At 43.2% G+C, this 17,862-nt stretch carries 20 protein-coding genes; 9 read left to right on the top strand and 11 right to left on the bottom strand.

Annotation, left to right across the window (positions count from 1 at the left end):
* Window positions 1-2: 2 nt before the first annotated feature.
* From HUU49_02390 to secE, 8 genes are all read right to left on the bottom strand, one after another.
* On the bottom strand, window positions 3-2,348 hold the full coding sequence (locus HUU49_02390) for a DUF3160 domain-containing protein (GenBank protein NUM25455.1): 2,346 nt from the start codon (window positions 2,346-2,348) through the stop codon (window positions 3-5).
* A 6-nt stretch (window positions 2,349-2,354) separates the two neighbouring features.
* Window positions 2,355-2,777 carry a dUTP diphosphatase gene (gene dut, locus HUU49_02385; GenBank protein NUM25454.1) on the bottom strand — a complete coding sequence of 141 codons (423 nt, stop codon included), beginning with the start codon at window positions 2,775-2,777 and terminating at the stop codon, window positions 2,355-2,357.
* Entirely contained in the window at window positions 2,767-3,327 is a 561-nt protein-coding gene (locus HUU49_02380) for an AAA family ATPase (GenBank protein NUM25453.1), read from the bottom strand. Before HUU49_02380 ends, dut begins: the two co-directional genes overlap by 11 nt.
* Window positions 3,317-3,859, bottom strand: coding sequence for a dCMP deaminase (locus tag HUU49_02375; protein ID NUM25452.1), 543 nt, complete (start codon window positions 3,857-3,859; stop codon window positions 3,317-3,319). Before HUU49_02375 ends, HUU49_02380 begins: the two co-directional genes overlap by 11 nt.
* 163 nt (window positions 3,860-4,022) lie before the next feature.
* The gene (gene rplA, locus HUU49_02370; GenBank protein NUM25451.1) at window positions 4,023-4,703 is read right to left on the bottom strand and encodes a 50S ribosomal protein L1; all 681 of its coding nucleotides are present in this window, start codon (window positions 4,701-4,703) and stop codon (window positions 4,023-4,025) included.
* A 66-nt stretch (window positions 4,704-4,769) separates the two neighbouring features.
* Entirely contained in the window at window positions 4,770-5,195 is a 426-nt protein-coding gene (gene rplK, locus HUU49_02365) for a 50S ribosomal protein L11 (GenBank protein NUM25450.1), read from the bottom strand.
* A gap of 25 nt (window positions 5,196-5,220) precedes the next feature.
* On the bottom strand, window positions 5,221-5,766 hold the full coding sequence (gene nusG / locus HUU49_02360; GenBank protein NUM25449.1) for a transcription termination/antitermination protein NusG: 546 nt from the start codon (window positions 5,764-5,766) through the stop codon (window positions 5,221-5,223).
* Between the two features lie 10 nt (window positions 5,767-5,776).
* Entirely contained in the window at window positions 5,777-5,956 is a 180-nt protein-coding gene (gene secE / locus HUU49_02355; protein NUM25448.1) for a preprotein translocase subunit SecE, read from the bottom strand.
* 190 nt (window positions 5,957-6,146) lie between these two features.
* On the opposite strand from secE, the gene HUU49_02350 reads away from it, so the two are divergent.
* A complete protein-coding gene (locus HUU49_02350) occupies window positions 6,147-6,575 on the top strand; it encodes a hypothetical protein (GenBank protein NUM25447.1) in 429 nt (142 codons plus the stop codon).
* A gap of 72 nt (window positions 6,576-6,647) precedes the next feature.
* On the opposite strand, the gene gyrB is transcribed toward HUU49_02350, so the two are convergent.
* A complete protein-coding gene (gene gyrB, locus HUU49_02345) occupies window positions 6,648-8,699 on the bottom strand; it encodes a DNA topoisomerase (ATP-hydrolyzing) subunit B (GenBank protein NUM25446.1) in 2,052 nt (683 codons plus the stop codon).
* A 205-nt stretch (window positions 8,700-8,904) separates the two neighbouring features.
* Between gyrB and HUU49_02340 the strand changes: the two genes are divergently transcribed.
* Window positions 8,905-9,771 (top strand): hypothetical protein, encoded by an 867-nt coding sequence (locus HUU49_02340; GenBank protein ID NUM25445.1) that lies wholly within the window; start codon window positions 8,905-8,907, stop codon window positions 9,769-9,771.
* 53 nt (window positions 9,772-9,824) lie between these two features.
* On the opposite strand, the gene HUU49_02335 is transcribed toward HUU49_02340, so the two are convergent.
* Window positions 9,825-10,169 carry a hypothetical protein gene (locus HUU49_02335; protein ID NUM25444.1) on the bottom strand — a complete coding sequence of 115 codons (345 nt, stop codon included), beginning with the start codon at window positions 10,167-10,169 and terminating at the stop codon, window positions 9,825-9,827.
* A gap of 264 nt (window positions 10,170-10,433) precedes the next feature.
* Here HUU49_02335 and HUU49_02330 point away from each other — a divergent pair, with 264 nt between their 5' ends.
* The 5 genes from HUU49_02330 to HUU49_02310 all read left to right on the top strand — a co-directional run bounded on the left by HUU49_02330 (window position 10,434) and on the right by HUU49_02310 (window position 15,279).
* Complete coding sequence (locus HUU49_02330; protein ID NUM25443.1) at window positions 10,434-11,450, top strand: hypothetical protein; 1,017 nt, start codon at window positions 10,434-10,436, stop codon at window positions 11,448-11,450.
* Between the two features lie 133 nt (window positions 11,451-11,583).
* A complete protein-coding gene (locus tag HUU49_02325) occupies window positions 11,584-12,309 on the top strand; it encodes an ABC transporter ATP-binding protein (GenBank protein ID NUM25442.1) in 726 nt (241 codons plus the stop codon).
* Window positions 12,310-12,312: 3 nt separating this feature from the next.
* The gene (locus tag HUU49_02320; protein NUM25441.1) at window positions 12,313-13,554 is read left to right on the top strand and encodes an ABC transporter permease; all 1,242 of its coding nucleotides are present in this window, start codon (window positions 12,313-12,315) and stop codon (window positions 13,552-13,554) included.
* Between the two features lie 5 nt (window positions 13,555-13,559).
* Window positions 13,560-14,846 carry an ABC transporter permease gene (locus tag HUU49_02315; protein NUM25440.1) on the top strand — a complete coding sequence of 429 codons (1,287 nt, stop codon included), beginning with the start codon at window positions 13,560-13,562 and terminating at the stop codon, window positions 14,844-14,846.
* A gap of 40 nt (window positions 14,847-14,886) precedes the next feature.
* A complete protein-coding gene (locus HUU49_02310) occupies window positions 14,887-15,279 on the top strand; it encodes a hypothetical protein (protein ID NUM25439.1) in 393 nt (130 codons plus the stop codon).
* 76 nt (window positions 15,280-15,355) lie between these two features.
* On the opposite strand, the gene HUU49_02305 is transcribed toward HUU49_02310, so the two are convergent.
* Entirely contained in the window at window positions 15,356-16,078 is a 723-nt protein-coding gene (locus HUU49_02305; protein ID NUM25438.1) for an HAD family hydrolase, read from the bottom strand.
* 245 nt (window positions 16,079-16,323) lie between these two features.
* Here HUU49_02305 and rpsB point away from each other — a divergent pair, with 245 nt between their 5' ends.
* Complete coding sequence (gene rpsB / locus HUU49_02300) at window positions 16,324-17,046, top strand: 30S ribosomal protein S2 (GenBank protein ID NUM25437.1); 723 nt, start codon at window positions 16,324-16,326, stop codon at window positions 17,044-17,046.
* Between the two features lie 25 nt (window positions 17,047-17,071).
* Complete coding sequence (locus tag HUU49_02295; GenBank protein NUM25436.1) at window positions 17,072-17,857, top strand: elongation factor Ts; 786 nt, start codon at window positions 17,072-17,074, stop codon at window positions 17,855-17,857.
* The last annotated feature ends 5 nt before the right edge of the window (window positions 17,858-17,862 follow it).

The raw sequence follows: 17,862 nt of genomic DNA, 5'->3' as shown, positions 1-17,862 counted from the left end.
ATTTACTTTATTTTATAGTCGGTTTGCCAATTAGTTGAGGCGGCTCCGCCATTTTTTTCCTCGGTGAAACTATACACCGGACCAATGGCGAAAAACAACTGCCCCGTAGAATTCGGATAAGCGACGATCAAATAATCAAGCCCTTTATTTTTTTGATCAAGGAGCCGATTATTTTCTAGCGGGAATCTGAGAGTATGAGTATTTTGGATGCTTTCTTTGCGGACGTCACCAATAAAGGTTCGGATATGTTTGTTGAAATTATTAATAAATTCGTAATCAGTCTGTTCAAGCGAAGTATTTTCTAATTCTTTTTTTGAAATGTCGGCTAACTTTTCAAGCGTAATTTTTAAGTTATTAAGCCGTTCGTATGAGCGGCTGACGGGTGAGATTATTTGCAAGGTATTAAAACCCTCAATAATCATTTTTACGTTGCTAAGCAATTCACCATAAAACGCCACCTGCGGTTCGACATAGCCGTATGGAAAGTAAGAACCCAAGCCGCCACTTTCTTTTGTTTCTGACCGCTCAAAGTTTATTTCTTTGTGAAAATCAACCCAGGCTCCGAGACTGGTAGTTAAAGTTTTTTTCCGCCAAGCGTCAGTTGTCATAAAAACCGGGTAACCAGCAGTGTTATCATGATTGATTTTTTGTAATGCCGACAACAGGCTTAAGTATGCATTATCATGCCAGGTATTTTGATCAAATTTTGTCAGCTCCTCTTTAAGCTGGTTAAGGTTGGGCTGGTAATTTTGGTAAAGATTATTTTTATTCTCGCTTAAGATATTAGCAGCTGTTTGATTGCCAAGCAGGTTGAATAAATCAAGGCTGGTCGGCCAGCATCGTAGGAATAATTTTTCAACATTACAACCGGTGAATGGCAAGACAACATTTTTAGTTTCGCCAAGATATTCTCCGGTAGCCTGATAGGTTAATCGGTTAAAGAGTTTATTTTCTAATAGATGGTAGTTTCTAAGCAGGCGCAGGCCAGTATTTGGTTTGGACTGGTTATCGCCACCAAGTGCACTCAAAAATGTGACGGAGCCAAGTGCTTCTTGGATAAGACTGATTCGTTCTTTAACGGTGGCATTGTCAGCGCTAAATAATTGTTCAATATCGTAGTCATCCCCAAAAATATTTTTTAGTGATTGGGCATAGTCAATGTAAGTTAAGTTTGATTCCAAGCCTCTGAAAAAGGAAATTGATTTATAAATATTAGCCCAACTGTTTTTAAGATTTTGATCACTGGCTAGATCGGTGCTGAGCAACAGTGCTGCCACCAAGTTGATCTGATGATCTTGTTCGTCAAGTAGACAATCAGCACAGTCATTATCCTGATGCCAGAGCGGGAAAAATCCTTCGTTGAGCCAGGTGATCGCCAGGTAATAATTTTTGAGTTTTTCTGAAGTACGATATTGTTCAGGAACGTCAAAAACTTGATAATTTTTTGGATAAAGAAAAACCTTTGATTCAGCACCCTTGATTTTTTTGGTAATTAATTCAATTTCGCCAGTCACTTCTTTATCAAGATAATCGGGGATGTTAAAAGCATATTGACCTGCTTCTTGGGGCGTAAAAAATTTATTGTCATCAGTTGAGAGCGGCTCTCTAATTTGAGCCACATCCGGCTGGAGGAGTTTGAGAGCCACGGCTAGGTAGGACAATTCAAGGCGGTTAGCTTCAGTCAGTAAGTCAGTTTGAATACCAAATTGTTTGAGCTTTTGGTCATAGCGTGCTTTATTTTTCTGGTAAAGTTGGTTTAGTAATTTCCAAAGCGACGGATAAAAAATATCTTGTTCAATTTCTTTATAGATAACATGCAAAGTGGTTTGATATACTCCGGCTACAGAATCGGTGCTGATAAATATGGGCAACTCGTTTTCCCTGATTAATTTATAACTTGTTTCCCAGTCAGATGACTGCGATTTGAACGGATCTGCGATGACGACGAAACTATTTGCTGCTAATTTTTCGAGACTAGATTCAACATCAATTTTTCTTGAAAAGTCTCGATAATTAACAATTTGATTTTTGATTTCAGTAATGGGAGTCTGGTAAGTTGGCAGGCTTGGGTTAAAGCTGATTTCGCTCGGACGCCAGAATGATGAAATAAATTGTTTTTCTTTGGCTAAAGAGGCGGCAGCGGCGTTATTGGGGTCATTTGGATCGCCAACTGTTTGGTTATTTGGCAGGGTTCCGGCAGTTTGATTCTGATTGACGTTTGCGACTGCATTGGGATCAGGGGTGGTACTGGTTTTTTGAAAATAAAAAAATAGCAGGATTACCCCGGTTACAATTAAAGCCAGTATAATTACTATGGCAATAATATAAAATACTTTTTTGTCCTCCATATTTTTTTATTTTCCGGTTGATCCGAACCGACCCTCGCCGCGACTAGTTTCGCTTAACTGGTCAACAGTTTCCAGTTCGGCTAAGACAACCGGCATAATTAGTAATTGAGCAATTTTATTTCCTTTTTCAATTAAGTATGGTTTATCACCTAGATTAATTAGGTTGACATTGTATTCTCCCCGATACCCGGCGTCATAGACGCCGCCCATGGTGTGAATTTTGCCGTTCTTTGGCAGACTGCTTTTATCCTTAACAATCGCCGCGTAGCCTTCAGGAAACTCCAGGGCAAAGCCCAAGAAAAAGATCTTGTTTTCCCCAGGTAACAGCTGATAATTTTCCAGTGCATATAGATCAAGCCCGACATCTCCGGGATGGGCATATGAGGGGAGTTGAGCTTCTGGGTTTAATCTTTTGACTTTAATTTTCATTTATTTTTTTAATGGTATCTTCAATTTGCTGATATAGCTGTTCTAGCGAACCGTCGTTGTTTATTTTATAGTTGGCTGATTTGGCGACTTCAGGAATCTGTCGGTCGGCTTCGGCCTGTTCTTTGATTTGAAAATCGGCAAAAGTCATTTTATCGTCGCCAACATTCTCGTTTCGTTTGACATAGCGATCGTGCCGAATTTTTTGATCGGCAGTGATATATACGAGATTAAAACCCGGTACGTCGCTTAAATTTTCTAGATCGGTGTGGCGCCTGACGCCGTCAATTACAATGAAGTTATCATCTCCTTCGCGAACCTTTTTCGCAATGGCTTTAGCCAGAATATTTTCGCCGAAGTTTGTTCGTAGCATCGTTGAGATGTTCTGCATGTTTTCGCGCGAGACATCAAGATCAAAAATATTTAAGGTTTCGCGCAGGGGATCGGAAAAGCGAAAGCTAACAGCCTGATGATTTTCTTTTAAGTAGCGGGTAATAGTGCCTTTGCCAGCGGCCAATTCACCAATGAGGCCGATAATTATTTTAGGCTTCATTTTTTTCCTCCAATTTAACTTCGCCCTCATTAATGCGAGTTGGTGTTTCTTCGGAAAATATTTTGAGGATTTCTTCCTGCCAGGCCGGATTTGATTTGTATTCTTCAACAACAACGCCTGCCTGTTTGAACATTTCGGTAACTTTTTGATTGCGATAAATTTTTTCAAACACAACCCTTTTTATGCCGGCTGAGATAATATATTTAGTGCAGTGAATGCATGGGCTGTATTTCATGTAGATGGTTGAGCCGATGGTACTGGTACCACCCTGGGCGGCCGCTTGTAAAATTGCATTATGTTCGGCATGAATTGTGCGGACACAGTGGCCCTCTTCCATTAAATGGCCAACATCATTACAGTGGGGCAAACCTGGCGGCGAACCATTATAACCGGTTGAGATTATTCTGTTGTCTTTCACCAAAACCGCTGAGGCGTAGAGTCGGTCGCAGGTTCCTCTAGCCGCCACTATTTTGGCAATTGCCATGAAATAGTCATCCCAATTTGGACGATAATGCTTGCGTTCTTCAGCCATAATTTTTGACAAGAATGTTACTAATAACGAGTATATTTTAACAGATTTTAGTTGCTTTTGGCAAATAAAAATTTTTTAGTTTTTTACCATTAAAAGAGCCAGAATTCCCAATCAAAAACTCCGCCAAGCTGAAGGCGGAGTTTTTCAAGATTTCAAGGGATTTTTAGAGTTGAACTTTAATGCCAGGACCCATTGTTGAGCTAATACTGACATTTTGGATGAAAGTTCCTTTTGCTGAAGACGGCTTTGATTTTTTTAAGACGTCAATGAAAGCGGTATAATTTTCTAACAGCTGTTTATCGTCAAATGAAACTTTGCCAATAATCTGGTGAACGTTTGAGGTGTCATCATTTTTGAAGCTAACTTTGCCTTTTTTCAGTTCGCCAATGGTTTTTTTAAGATTTGTCGTAATTGTTTCATTTTTCGGCGACGGCATTAATCCTCGTGGTCCAAGGGTTTTGGCGACAACAGCCATTTTTGGCATGATGTCTGGAGTGGCAACGGCAACGTCAAAGTCGCACTTGCCGGTTTTTTTGATTTCTTCAATCAACTCTTGACCGCCAACAACGTCAGCGCCGGCTTCTTTGGCCTCTTTTTCTTTGTCAGGCATGACGAAAGCGGCGATTCTTTTGGTTTTGCCGGTGCCATGGGGAAGACTGACCGCGCCGCGGACCTGCTGATCACTTTTTTTGGGATCAATCCCGAGCCGGGCGTGGACTTCAACGGAACTATCAAACTTAGTTTTTCCCGTTTCTTTGATCAATTTAATTGCTTCTTCGATTGAATAGACTTTTGTCTTATCAACCTTTTTGATTAATTCCTGATAACGCTTTGAACGTTTCATATGATGTTTCCTTTCGCGGTACAAACCCCTGATTAATTTTCAGGGTCCCGCAAATTAATTAGTAATTTAGTCAACAACTTCCAAGCCCATCTGTCGGGCAGTGCCTTCAATAATCTTCATTGCGCCTTCGATATCTTTGGCGTTTAAATCGGGCATTTTCTTTTGAGCGATATCTTTAATCTGAGCCCGGGTGATTTTGCCGATTTTTTTCTTAAGCGGCTCGCCTGAACCCTTGGGCACGCCGGCCACTTTCTTTAGTAGTTCAGCGGCAGGAGGGGTTTTAGTGATAAAACTATAAGTTCGATCTTCATAGACAGTGATTTCAACCGGTGTCACTTCGCCCTGACGATCGCGGGTTGCCTCATTAAAACGCTGACAGAATTCAGCAATGTTTAAACCATGCTGACCGAGCGCCGGACCAACTGGTGGTGCTGGATTAGCTTGCCCCCCGGTGATTTGCAGTTTAATAACTGTTTTTACTTTCTTAGCCATAAGGTTAGATAATTATAATTTTGCATTAGATTTTTTTAACTTGTAGGAAATCGAGCTCAACTGGCGTTTCGCGGCCAAACATCGAAACCAAGACTTTAATTTTACCGCGATCCTCATCAATTTTATTGACTTTACCTTCATAACCTTTGAACGGGCCGTCGGTGATTCGAACTGGCGCGCCGACAGTGACATCAATTTTGAAGGTTGGTTCTTCAACACCCATTCGTTTCTGTAAGTTTTTAATTTCACTTTCAGAAATGGGGGTTGGGGTAGTGCCAGAACCGATGAAACCGGTAACGTTCGGGGTGTTTCGCACGACGTACCAGGAGTTATCATCAACAACCATTTCAACCAGGACGTAGCCAGGAAAGATTTTCTCAGTTACTACTTTACGTTTGCCGTTTTTAATCTTGATCTTTTTTTCGGTAGGGATCAAAACATTAAAAATTTTATCTTCCATATCCATTGATTCAATACGCTGTTCGAGGTTTCGTTTGACGTTTTCCTCGTAACCGGAGTAGGTATGGATGACGTACCAGCGACGACCTTGTTGTAGTGTTTGTTTTGGCATAGTTTTAAAATTAAAGCAGGATGTCCAATAGCAGCGTTAAGACGTAGTCGGTAACGCCCAAAAATAAAGCCACGCCGACACTAATGCCGATTACCAGCATGGTGTGGGTAATAACTTCCTTTTTGGAAGGCCATACTACTTTTTTAAGCTCCAGTTGTGAAGCTTTTAGATAGTTCACTAAGCGGTTAATAATATTCATATTTGCTAAAATTAGTCAAAATTTGCAAGGATTTTAAAACCCCCTTTTGGGGGTTATTGATTGTAGTACTATTATAGCAATTTTATTTTTGTTTTGTCAAGCATCTTTATTTTTAATTAGTTGACTTATTTTTTCGACCGTATCTACAATAATAATACTTGCACCAATGGAGGGTGGCACTATGAAAACAACGGCGATGATGCGTTGTTCTCATTGCGGCGTTCCGCTGCAAATTGAAATTGTCTCAGGAGTCATGACTATTACCTGTAGTAAGTGCGGCAAGCCATCGCTAGTGATTGTGATGTCTGGCGGCATTTGCGGATCGGTCAGACTTAATCCCGATATTATGATTGGCTCGTCGGCAATTCGCCAGACGGAACACATCCGAGACCAGTTGGTCTGGTTCATGAGAAATCATCCGGAAGTTTTAGGTCTTGAGGATTTGGTTGATACGTTGACCAAAAAAATTACGGAAAGTTTACAGTTTTCCAGCCAGGCCGAACAGGTCCATTTCAAAACCATGCGTCCGATCAACGACGCTGATTACAAAGGGTTTCATCGGGCACTGCTGCCTGATGACTTGACCTTTGGGGAACTTCAGCGGCTTTAGCCGCTAAAAGCAAAAGGGCTTTATTCGCGTAACTTCGAATCAAGCCCTTTTTTATTTTTTTGTTAAATTTTTTTAGATATCCAGGTTTTTGACGTTTTTGGCGTGAGCGTGGATAAACTGTTTGCGTGGCGCGACTTCAGAGCCCATCAAAATATCAAAGACTTCATCAGCCTTGGCAGCATCCATAATAGTCACTTGCTTCATAATTCTGGTCTGTGGATCCATTGTTGTTTCCCAAAGCTGATCAGGATTCATTTCACCCAAACCTTTATAACGCTGAATGTTGAATTTGGCCGGGCTTAGAGATTTAGCCTTGGCGGCAACCTCTTCTTCGGTTTCTGGATTATCTTCTCCTGTTTCAATCGGTGCCGCTAAGTCCTCGTCACTGATTTTGTGTTGTTTGCGGAAATTTTCTAAGTCCTCATCGGAATAAAGCCAGGTAACCTCTTTGCCTTTTCGCACGCTATAAAGCGGCGGCTGGGCAATATAGAGATGGCCTTGTTTTATTAACTCCGGGAAATAGCGGTAGAACAAAGTTAAAAGCAGGGTTCGGATGTGAGAACCATCAACATCAGCATCGGTCATCATGATGATTCGGTCATAGCGAAGTTTAGTGATATCAAATTGCTCGCCGATGTTGGTTCCAAGAGCAATAACTAATGATTTAATTTCGTTGTTAGCAAGCAGTTTATCAAGTCGCGCCTTTTCAACGTTTAGAATTTTTCCGCGCAATGGCAAAATTGCCTGGAACTCTCGGTTGCGGCCTTGTTTGGCCGAACCGCCGGCGGAGTCTCCCTCAACGATATAGAGCTCTGATCTAGAGGCGTCGCGCGAAGAGCAGTCAGCGAGTTTACCGGGCAAGGTTAAGCCTTCTAAAGCGCCTTTACGTAACACAGTTTCGCGCGCGGCCCGGGCGGCAACTCGGGCGCGTTGAGCCAGAATACATTTGCCGACAATGCTTTCGGCGTCGCGGGGATGTTCTTCAAGCCAGGTGTTAAAGGCGTCATACATCACGGCATCAACCACCGGCCTGACTTCGGCGTTGCCGAGTTTAGCCTTGGTTTGGCCTTCAAATTGCGGATTTTTAATTTTAATTGAAATAATCGCCGTCAAGCCTTCGCGTGAGTCTTCACCGCTTAAGTTTTCATCTTTTTCTTTAAGCAGTCCTTGTTTGCGGGCGTAGTTATTAATACTGCGGGTGAGCGCGGTTCGAAATCCCGCCATATGTGAGCCACCTTCCGGGTTGGTGATATTGTTGGCAAAAGCGGAAATATTTTCGTTATATTGATCGCTATACTGCAGGGCAATTTCCACTTTGATTTCATCTTGTTCTTTTTCAATGTAAAAAACATTTTCATGTTTTGGCTCAACATGATGATTGAGGAATTTGATATATGAGGCGATACCACCCTCAAAATAGAATGAATATGAATCCGATTGTTTGGGTTGGCGCTGATCAATTACTGTAATTTTAATCCCTTTGGTGAGATACGCTTGCTGACGGAAATGATCAAGGATAGTGTTTAAGTTAAAATCTAAAACAGTGAATATTTCAGCATCCGGCTTAAAGGTGATTGTCGTACCGGTACTCTTGGTCTTGCCGATTGGTTTAACTTTAGCAACCGGCTTGCCGCGGCGGTACTCCTGCATCCAGACTTTGTCGTCGCGCTGCACTTCCGCTCGAGTATATTCCGACAGGGCGTTAACCACCGAAACACCAACACCATGAAGGCCGCCGGAAACTTTATATCCACCGTCGCCAAATTTACCGCCAGCGTGGAGTTTGGTCAAAACAACCTCCAGGGCGGACACTTTGGCAGTTTTATGGATATCAACCGGAATACCGCGGCCGTTGTCAAAGACCGAGACCATGCGGTCGGGCAGGAGAGTAACAATGATTTCATTGGCAAAACCAGCCATGGCTTCGTCAATGGAGTTGTCAACGACTTCCCAAATAAGGTGATGTAACCCTTCAGAGGCAGTGTTACCGATATACATGCCTGGTCGTTTGCGCACCGGCTCAAGGCCCTCAAGGACAGTAATTTGTTTGGAAGTATATGATCCTTCGCCAGCGGTGAGATTTTTTTTGCTTGATTTTGCGACAGCTTGATTTTTTGGAGACATAAAGTGGAGTAAAAATAAAAAAATTCAATACAATGATGACTAAAAAATGGCTTAAATTTGTTTATTTTTAGTCATTTTTTTCTGTATTAAGTATAGCATAACCGTCGAAATTTTCAAGAGCTGATGAAAAAAAATCAAATGAAAATTAAGGTTACCCACGAAAGATTATTTTGTGTTATAATATAAATAACCTATTTTTATTTTTATGGTTTTAGCGACAGGAAACCCTCATCAAGTTAGTGGCTGGAAAATCAAACTAAGCTATTGGTATGTTAGCCACAAGATTCGACTGCGCCAAGCGCTGATTGTCTTATTAATGTTGCTTAGCGTTTTGCTGTATGGATATAGTTTATATAAGGTGCTTATGATCTTGGTTGTTGAGGACAAGAATTTTAAACAGGATTTGAGCGTTTTGAGCCTTAATCTGATTGACTATTCCTATTTTCGCCAGGCGAATAAGCCGCTTGATATTCAAATTTTAAGTTTTGATGCTTTAGGAGGAAGGGAAGGGCGGTATGATTTTGTGGCGCAAGTCCAAAATCCTAATGAGGACTGGGTTGCGGCTGAAGTTGATTTTCAATTGCTTTCTGGAACAAACGTTGTTGCCGAAAAAAGTTCGTTTATTTATCCTCAGGAAATAAAGTATCTAGCTTTTTTTGGTGAAGAAGTCAGCACCGGGTTTACGCCGGTAATTAAGATTAATCGGATTAAGTGGCGACGCTTTAATAATTTTGCTGCGTATGGCGAGCCACGCCTGCGTTTTACCATAAGCGACATTAATTTTAAGCCAGCAAGTTCTTCCGGCATTCGCGGTGAACTGCCGGTCAGCACGCTGAGTTTTCAAATCAAAAATGACACGGCCTTTAGCTACTGGAATGTAGGTTTATACATGGCACTGGTAAACGGTAACCGGCCAATTGCGGCTAATTTTATTAAACTGGATCAGTTTTATTCCGGTGAGAGCCGCACCGTAGACATTCGCTGGTATGAGTCGCTTGGCTCGGCAGGTAAAGTCGAGGTGAAACCGGAAGTTGATATTTTGAATTCCGATAGCTACATGCCGGTTGAATAGTGCTATTTTCTTATTTAGATAAAAAAATAAGAGGCTTTTGAAGAATACATTCTTTAGCCTCTTTTTGGTTGGACGTTACTCCAATCAAGGATTACGCCGCAATGCCGGCAGTAGATATTTTCGGTAGCGCCACCTTCAGGTAGGCACGTGCCACATCCGCCGCAACGAAAGGTTGTGACCAGCTCCGTGATTCGGTTTTTGACGAATGTGGAGCCACACGTCGGACAATGGTCGGGAATACTGGCTTTACCAGCTTTGATGTCGGCAATAATGCCTGTCAAGTCAGCTTGGCAACAGGTGCACCTACCTTTGGCGATTCTGGCAACCGTCGTGATCGTCGACGGCTTAGCGTTAAGATCGGACGGTTTTTCGCCAGTCGTCTGATTGCTGCTATTCAATTTTACACCCTCCCAAATACAGCGCTATTGCGGGCAAGTTGCGATTTAGTTTCCAAAAAATAAGGTACCACAGAAATGGTAGTATTTTTGCTTAATACTGTCAATAATTTATTAATTAACTTGACTTTTATAGGCATATATGCTATTGTAGAAAGTCCATTATGGATTTCGTTCTAGCCGGTGTAGGTTAGGGCGAACATGTTCGTTTCACCAGTCGCTTCGCGCCATTTGTGGCCGAGGCAAAATCAAGAAGGAAGGTTTGCCATGAGCAACCAAAGCAACCAAGGACAGGACAGGCAGGACAAGAATCGGCAGCAGCGCGGAATTTTCACGCTCGCCGGCATCGGGGTGGCCGTTCATCCCGATGAACTCAGCAACGTCGTCGTGGTGCGGCGCGATGGTCAGGACCCGTTTGTGAAGGGTTTGACAATCGCCAACGGTACCGTGCCGATGCTTGACTACCGCAAGGCGACCGTCAAGGTCGTCGAGCAGATCGTGGCCAAGCGCGCCGAGCTCGCGGGCTTCACCGAGGACCCGCGCCTCAAGACCCTTCGCGAGGCGAAGCAGAAGCTGGATGATCTTAATGCCAGCGGCATCACGGTATCCAGCGCCGATGTGGAAGACCAGATCGCTGCGATCCAGGAAGGCATGGCCGAAGCCGTCCGCAACCTGGAGCAGGCTATCGCCGCGCTGGAGAAGGAACTGGTGGAAGTGTGGTACAATCACGCATCCATCAATGTCGTTCCCGGCGACCGCAACAGCTTCGTCATTCAGTTCGGCGACACGGACTTCAACCGGCCCAACATGGTCCTGAAGTCCGACTGCATCAGCCTGCCGCAGGGAGAAATCCGCTACGACTTGGTTTCCGCGAGCAAGAAGGAGGTCCAGGGCGGCGGCAAGGCGCACGGCTTTGTCCGTGAGCTTATCGACCGCGACGGCAACGTCCAGGTGATCTTCTGCAGCTCGCAGGACATGACCATCGGCCACGCCTTCCAGGCGTCGGCCGGGGAATTCGCCGGTGGCTTCCATGTCACCATCGAGATCACGAACAACAAGCTGGCGTTCTACGCCATTCCTTACGTGATGGATCTCGCGAATGCCTTCGGTACGCTGAAGCGTCAGGGTGCGATGGCCGAGCAGTTCATGGCCGCCGCCAAGCGCCAGGCCGCCAAGGTCGTGGCCGAGGAGACGGAAGTTCCCGTCGAGCCGCCCGCGACGGCAACGACTACCAGTCGCCGCGGCAAGAAGTCCGACGGCAAAAAGGAGGCCGCGAGCTCCTAATCAACTCGCCAATGCACACTGTGTTTAATACGGGGTGCGGAAAGTCACAAAGACTTTTTCCGCACCCCTCTTTATTTTCCTTAAAAAATTTAATTTTGTTTTGAAAAATGGTATAATTATTATATTAAAACATATGACCAAGCCATTAATTGAAGTCAAAAATTTAATTAAGAATTATTACACGGACGAAATTGAAACGAAAGTTTTGAGGGGTGTTGATTTTGTCATTAATGAAGGTGAATTTGTGGCGATTATGGGGCCATCGGGTTCGGGCAAATCAACCTTGATGCACATTTTAGGATTTTTAGATCACTTAACCGAAGGCAGTTATTTTTTTGACGGCGAGGATGTCTCTAAATTTAACGACAACAAGCTGGCTGACTTGCGCAATAAAAAAGCCGGCTTTGTGTTCCAGACGTTTAACCTGTTGCCGCGAACGACCGTGTTGGAGAATGTCGCTTTGCCTTTGGTATATTCCGGTTACTCAGCGCGCCTGATGAGTAAGAAAGCAGCAGAAGCAATTAAAGCGGTTGGGCTGGAGCACCGGGCGAATTATTTTTCTAACCAACTGTCAGGCGGCGAAAAACAGCGTGTAGCAATCGCCCGGGCGCTGATTAATAACCCAAAAATTATTTTCGCGGACGAGCCAACCGGTAATCTCGATTCTAAAAATGGCACCCAAATTATGGGTATTCTGGAAGATTTAAATGAACAAGGCAGGACGATCATTTTGGTTACTCATGAACAGGACACGGCGGAACACGCCAGGCGGATTATTAAATTAAAAGATGGTGAAATTGTTTCTGATCACCAGGTGTCTGAACGCCGTTCGGCTAAGGATGGCGAGCTCCGTAAATAGGCTATGAATTTTGTTCAAGCCACTAAAGGGTCAATTCATAATTTAGCCTCTCGTAAAATGAGGTCTTTTTTGACAATGCTTGGAATGATTATTGGGATTTCTTCGGTGATTGTGATTATGTCGATTGGCGCTTCGGCGCAGGGGTTAATTTTAAATCAGATTAAAGGCATTGGTTCCAACTTGATTGGTATTTTGCCGGGCGCTGCCGATGAGAACGGACCGCCGGCGACAGCCCTTGGTATTACAGTGACAACGTTAAAATATGATGACGCGTTGGCGATTGCTAAGAAGGAAAATGCTCATCATGTCGTTGCGGCAGCTGCCTATGTGAAAGGAGTTGGCACTATTAGCTGGGAAAATCGTAGCGTTGACACTAATATTACCGGAACGACCGCTAATTATGTTGACGTCGAAGATGCAAAAGTTAGTGCTGGCCATTTTTTTACCGAAGAAGAGGAGCGTTCGATTTCGCGGTCGGTAGTGCTGGGCAGCGAGATTGCTGAGAGCCTGTTTGAAGATACTGACCCTGTTGGTCAGAGCGTAAAAATTAAACGGGAACTTTTTAGAGTGGTGGGAGTGATGGAAGAACGCGGTTCAGCATTTTTTCAAAATCAGGATGATCAGGTGTTTATACCGCTTTACACTGCCCAAAAGTTACTGTTGGGCGTAAACCATCTTGGTTTTATCAGAGCTAAAGTTGATGATGAAAAAAATTTAGACCAGTCATTGGAAGACATTAAAGCAACTTTACGCGAACGTCATGAAATAACTGATCCGTCCCAAGATGATTTTTCCGTCCGTAGCGTCGCCCAAGCACTAGAAGTTTTGACTGGGGTAACTAACGCCCTCAAGTTTTTTTTGGCGGCGATTGCTGCTATCGCGCTCGTGGTCGGGGGTATTGGGATTATGAATATTATGTTAGTTTCCGTCAATGAACGAATTAGAGAAATTGGTTTGCGTAAGGCAGTGGGCGCCAAAAACGCCAGTATTTTAATTCAATTTTTGGTTGAAACAATAGTGATTGCTTTCGGCGGTGGGTTAATTGGTATTATCTTTGGTGCTGGAATCGCCGGAGTTGTGGCACTGGTTGCCAACTATTTGGGGTATAAATGGGATTTTATTGTGACGCTTAATTCGATATTTTTAGCCAGCGGTGTTTCGGTTTTAATTGGTTTGACATTTGGTATTTACCCGGCGTACCGCGCGGCCAAGCTGGATCCGATTGTGGCGCTGCGCCATGAGTAGCTTATATGGATATTATTAAAAAAATTAAACTTAATTTTTGGATTATCATGGTAACTCCGTTTCGAGTTGCGTTGAGATCTTTGCGGACTAATAAAGTGCGGACATTGTTGACGGTTTTAGGTATCGTTATCGGCATCACGGCGGTCATTACCGTAATGTCGGCCGGTGAGGGACTGAAGTCGTATGTGGTTGGTCAGGTAGAGACATTCGGTACGGATGCAATTCAGGTTGAAATTAAGGTGCCTAACACCGGCAAAACTTCAAGCGAAAATTCGGCTGGGATTGCCCAGGGTATTCAAATCACCACCCTGACCATTGACGACGCCAAGGCGATAAAAAAGTTGCCTAATGTTTTGAATAATTATACTTCAATCATCGGTCAGGAGATTGTGTCTTATGAGAATGAAAATAAACAGGCATTGCTGTGGGGTGCGTCGGCATCATTCGTTGATATTGATGCTTCCAAGGTTGAAACCGGAAGATTTTTTACTGAAGAGGAAGATACTAGTTTGGCTAATGTAGTGGTGCTAGGGAATTCTATTAAAGAGAAATTATTTGGCGACGCTGATCCGCTGGATAAGTTTATTAAAGTTGGTAAACAAAAATTTCGGGTTATTGGAGTAATGGAGAAACGCGGTGCCATTGCTTTTTTTGATATGGATAGTTTTATCTATGTTCCGGTTCAGACACTGCAAAAAAAGGTAATGGGCATTGATCACGTGATCATGATTTTTAATAAGGTAGCCGATCAAAGTCGGGCCGATGAAACCGCCGAGGAAATCATAGCGCTGTTGCGTGAACGTCACGACATTACTGATCCGGACAAGGATGATTTTTCAGTAACGACTATGGCCGAAGCCTTAAGTATTTATGAAACAATTTTTGGTGCCATTAATTTGCTGCTGGTGGCAATTGCTGGCATTTCGTTGCTGGTTGGTGGTATTGGAATTATGAATATCATGTATGTTTCAGTAACTGAACGTACTTACGAGATTGGTTTACGTAAGGCGGTGGGTGCGACGGCTAGTAATATTTTATGGCAGTTTTTGTGGGAAGCGGTTGTGATTACGTTATTCGGCGCATTAATCGGGGTGATATTGGGCATTGGACTTTCATTTTTAGTTTCATTAATCGCCAGTTCTCAGGGCGTGACATTAAAGTTTATTGTTTCACCGGAATCAATGATTATTGCAGCATCGGTCTCTTTGGCAATTGGTTTAGTATTTGGAGTATTTCCAGCCCGGGCGGCCGCTGGACTTGATCCGGTTGACGCTTTACGAAAATCAAACTAGTCTGAAATCAGTTCTTTGGTGAGTATGGAGGATTTGATTGATGCGAAATCTCGCTTTGGTAATTTTAGGATTTTTGGTTTTTGGTGCCACCGCGCTGGCCCAAGAAGATTTCGACGGGTTTGTTGACACGCGAGACGTTTTTCGGCAAGCGGTCAGCGACGTGATGTTTCCGGCTAAGGCCATGATGCTTGGGCTTTTGATTTTAGCGCTCGTGGTGCTGTTGGCGATGCGCAAACCAATGGTTGAAGATTTGACCCGGAAAAGCTGGGAAACCTTTCGGGAATTGGCCGAGCGCCAAACCCAGCGGCTGTCGCAATTAACTATTGGCGAGCGGCTTGGCCGGCTTGTTGGAGACGGTAAGAAATACCTTGCAGCAATCAGGCGCGTTCGTTCAAATTTGCAAATGCCTAGTTCTGACGATGACTCAAAATAGAATTTTTGGGTCTTTTTATTTATAAAAAAAGCGCATCAGTATACTGGTGCACATCGGCATCGCATAAAGCGATGGTTTAGTAGTTAATTTTTAGGAGTAGTGCGGGTAGTTCCGTTAAGGAATTAACAAGAGGAAACGGTTGCTTTTCATTTTGCCATAATTTATTTTTAGCGGTGTAGATTCCAGCAAAAATACAGCCAACAGTTTGAGCGGCGTCCCAACCGCCAGGCTGATCGTCAATAAAAAGAACCTGCATTGGGTTAACTGATTCGGCAGCAATAATTTTTTGAAGGTTATCAACTTTAGTTCCTGGTCGACCAAATACTTCTTTGAAGAATGATATAAGGTTTAAGATTTTTAAACTTTCGAGCGCGGCATCGCGGGGGGTGGCGGTATTGATGTAAAGCGGATATTGACTGGCGAGTTCGGATAACGTTTTTCGTGTAGCTGGGGTAATTATTACTTCACCGATTCTTTTTTGTACGTATTGATTGAATAAGTCACACTTTTTTATCGCCGACGCCGCAAGAGTGGCTTCTGGATGGTTAAAATGTCGCAAAATTTGTTGGGCGATATCGTTGCGGTCGCCAGCCCCGCCGACCACTATTTTTTTGGCTTGATCTAAGACAGCCTCTAGTTCTTTACGGTCGTATTCAGAAAAAATTTCAAACCAGGCCTGATCTTTAATTTCTTCTGAACCGGTTTTGGTTTTTTCGTCTAAAACGAGGCAGTTGTCAAAATCAAAAACAATTACTTTGATCGAGCTAGGCGGTTTTAATTGATCGTTTATGTTTGACATAAAGTGATGTAGGCCGGTAGTGACTAATATATAACAAAATATTGGATAAAAATCAACTTTAGGCTACTAGGCGGTTTTAAACCTTGACATTTTTAAAATAATTTTTTATACTACAACCACTAATTAATCACACATACTGCATTATCAAAGCTTAGTCCTGCCCCAAAACTATGTTACGGGGTCCTAAAGTTTTAAAGGTGCAGTAGACGTTTTCGCGCTTAGCGCGAATAAAAAGGAAAAAACTTATGCCGAATATCCCGGATTTGATGACGATGCTCAAGTCTGGCGTTCATTTTGGACACCAGTTGGCACGACGTCACCCAAAAATGAAGCCGTATATTTTCACTTCGAAAAGTGGCTTCCATATTATTAACCTTGAACAGACTCAGGAGAAGCTGAAAGAGGCTTTGGAGTTTGTCACGAAAATAGTGGCTAATGGTGGCACTATTTTATTTTTGGCTACTAAAAAACAGGCTCAGCCGATTATAAAAAAGTACGCGACCGAATGCGAGATGCCTTTTATCGCTGAACGATGGCTTGGCGGTACCTTTACCAATTTTGGTGAAATTTCGCGAGTGGCCAAAAAATACACTGAACTAAAGAAGAAACAGGCCACTGGCGAACTGGATAAATATACCAAAAAAGAAAAGTTGGATTTTGAACGAGAAATTGAAAAATTGGAAAAGATTGTCGGCGGTATTGAAGATATGCGCCGAGTACCTGATGCGATTTTTGTTGTTGATGTTAAGAAAGAAAAAACCGCGGTGGCAGAAGCCAATCGCCGAAACATTCCGGTTATCGCGATGTGTGACACAAACGTTAATCCGGAGAAAGTAACCTATGTTATTCCGGCCAATGATGATGCGGTAAAATCGATTGAATTAATAACTTCTTTAGTTGCTGCGGCTGTTAAAGAAGGTCAAGCTCAAAAGAAAACTGCTCCTGTAGTTGCCAAGTCTGGCAAATAAAATAAAAAATAATTTATACTTGTTTATGGCTATTGATACAAAACTAATTTCTCAATTGCGAGAAATGACTGGCGCTGGCGTCGGTGACTGTAAGGCGGCCTTGGAAGAGGCGGCAGGTGATTTGAATAAGGCGATTGAAGTGCTGCGCAAAAAAGGCGCCGTTAAGGCGGCAAAAAAATCGGACCGGGTGACCAACGAGGGTGTAATTGCACAGGTGATTAATGGAGGTAAAATTGCGACGGTCGGTTTGGCTTGTGAAACTGATTTTGTCGCTTTAACTGAAGGCTTTATTAAGACAGTTGAAGACTATGCCAAAAAATTGATGGAAGTTGGAGAAACAGCATTCAAGGCTTGGGCGGAAGATAACATTAAGAATGAATTGATTGCTAAGGTTGGCGAGAATATTCAGTTAACCGTCAGTCAGATTGTTGAAGGCGAAGTAATCGGGACTTATATCCATTCAAATAAAAAAATTGCTGCTGCTGTTGCCTTAAAAGGCGGTACGTCGGCGATTGGAAACGAGCTAGCAATGCAGATTGCGGCGATGTCACCACTATATGTGAAGCCGGAAGACGTGAAGCCGGAAGAAATTGAGCGTGAGAAGGAAATTTATCGTGAACAATTAAAAACTGAAGGCAAGCCGGAAGCAATGTGGGATAAGATTATTCCTGGTAAACTTAATAAATTTTATCAGGAAGTTTGTCTGCTGAATCAGCCTTTTATAAAAGAAGATAAATTGTCAGTCCAGCAGTGGCTTACGCAGCAGGGCAGCGGTATTGAAGTAGTTACTTTCTCTCGCTACTCAATTTAAACTCT

The organism is Candidatus Buchananbacteria bacterium (assembly GCA_013359225.1).
In the GTDB taxonomy this organism is placed as follows: Bacteria; Patescibacteriota; Patescibacteriia; order Buchananbacterales; family UBA6539; genus JABWCG01.
The sequence above is the reverse complement of the archived record's forward strand: the minus strand, read 5'-3'. Positions and strand labels throughout refer to the sequence as shown.

Coding starts and splice junctions, on each gene's coding strand:
- HUU49_02390 (NUM25455.1), bottom strand. CDS start 2,348: ATGGAGGACAAAAAAGTATTTTATATTATTGCCATAGTAATTATACTG.
- dut (NUM25454.1), bottom strand. CDS start 2,777: ATGAAAATTAAAGTCAAAAGATTAAACCCAGAAGCTCAACTCCCCTCA.
- HUU49_02380 (NUM25453.1), bottom strand. CDS start 3,327: ATGAAGCCTAAAATAATTATCGGCCTCATTGGTGAATTGGCCGCTGGC.
- HUU49_02375 (NUM25452.1), bottom strand. CDS start 3,859: ATGGCTGAAGAACGCAAGCATTATCGTCCAAATTGGGATGACTATTTC.
- rplA (NUM25451.1), bottom strand. CDS start 4,703: ATGAAACGTTCAAAGCGTTATCAGGAATTAATCAAAAAGGTTGATAAG.
- rplK (NUM25450.1), bottom strand. CDS start 5,195: ATGGCTAAGAAAGTAAAAACAGTTATTAAACTGCAAATCACCGGGGGG.
- nusG (NUM25449.1), bottom strand. CDS start 5,766: ATGCCAAAACAAACACTACAACAAGGTCGTCGCTGGTACGTCATCCAT.
- HUU49_02350 (NUM25447.1), top strand. CDS start 6,147: ATGAAAACAACGGCGATGATGCGTTGTTCTCATTGCGGCGTTCCGCTG.
- gyrB (NUM25446.1), bottom strand. CDS start 8,699: ATGTCTCCAAAAAATCAAGCTGTCGCAAAATCAAGCAAAAAAAATCTC.
- HUU49_02340 (NUM25445.1), top strand. CDS start 8,905: ATGGTTTTAGCGACAGGAAACCCTCATCAAGTTAGTGGCTGGAAAATC.
- HUU49_02330 (NUM25443.1), top strand. CDS start 10,434: ATGAGCAACCAAAGCAACCAAGGACAGGACAGGCAGGACAAGAATCGG.
- HUU49_02325 (NUM25442.1), top strand. CDS start 11,584: ATGACCAAGCCATTAATTGAAGTCAAAAATTTAATTAAGAATTATTAC.
- HUU49_02320 (NUM25441.1), top strand. CDS start 12,313: ATGAATTTTGTTCAAGCCACTAAAGGGTCAATTCATAATTTAGCCTCT.
- HUU49_02315 (NUM25440.1), top strand. CDS start 13,560: ATGGATATTATTAAAAAAATTAAACTTAATTTTTGGATTATCATGGTA.
- HUU49_02310 (NUM25439.1), top strand. CDS start 14,887: ATGCGAAATCTCGCTTTGGTAATTTTAGGATTTTTGGTTTTTGGTGCC.
- HUU49_02305 (NUM25438.1), bottom strand. CDS start 16,078: ATGTCAAACATAAACGATCAATTAAAACCGCCTAGCTCGATCAAAGTA.
- rpsB (NUM25437.1), top strand. CDS start 16,324: ATGCCGAATATCCCGGATTTGATGACGATGCTCAAGTCTGGCGTTCAT.
- HUU49_02295 (NUM25436.1), top strand. CDS start 17,072: ATGGCTATTGATACAAAACTAATTTCTCAATTGCGAGAAATGACTGGC.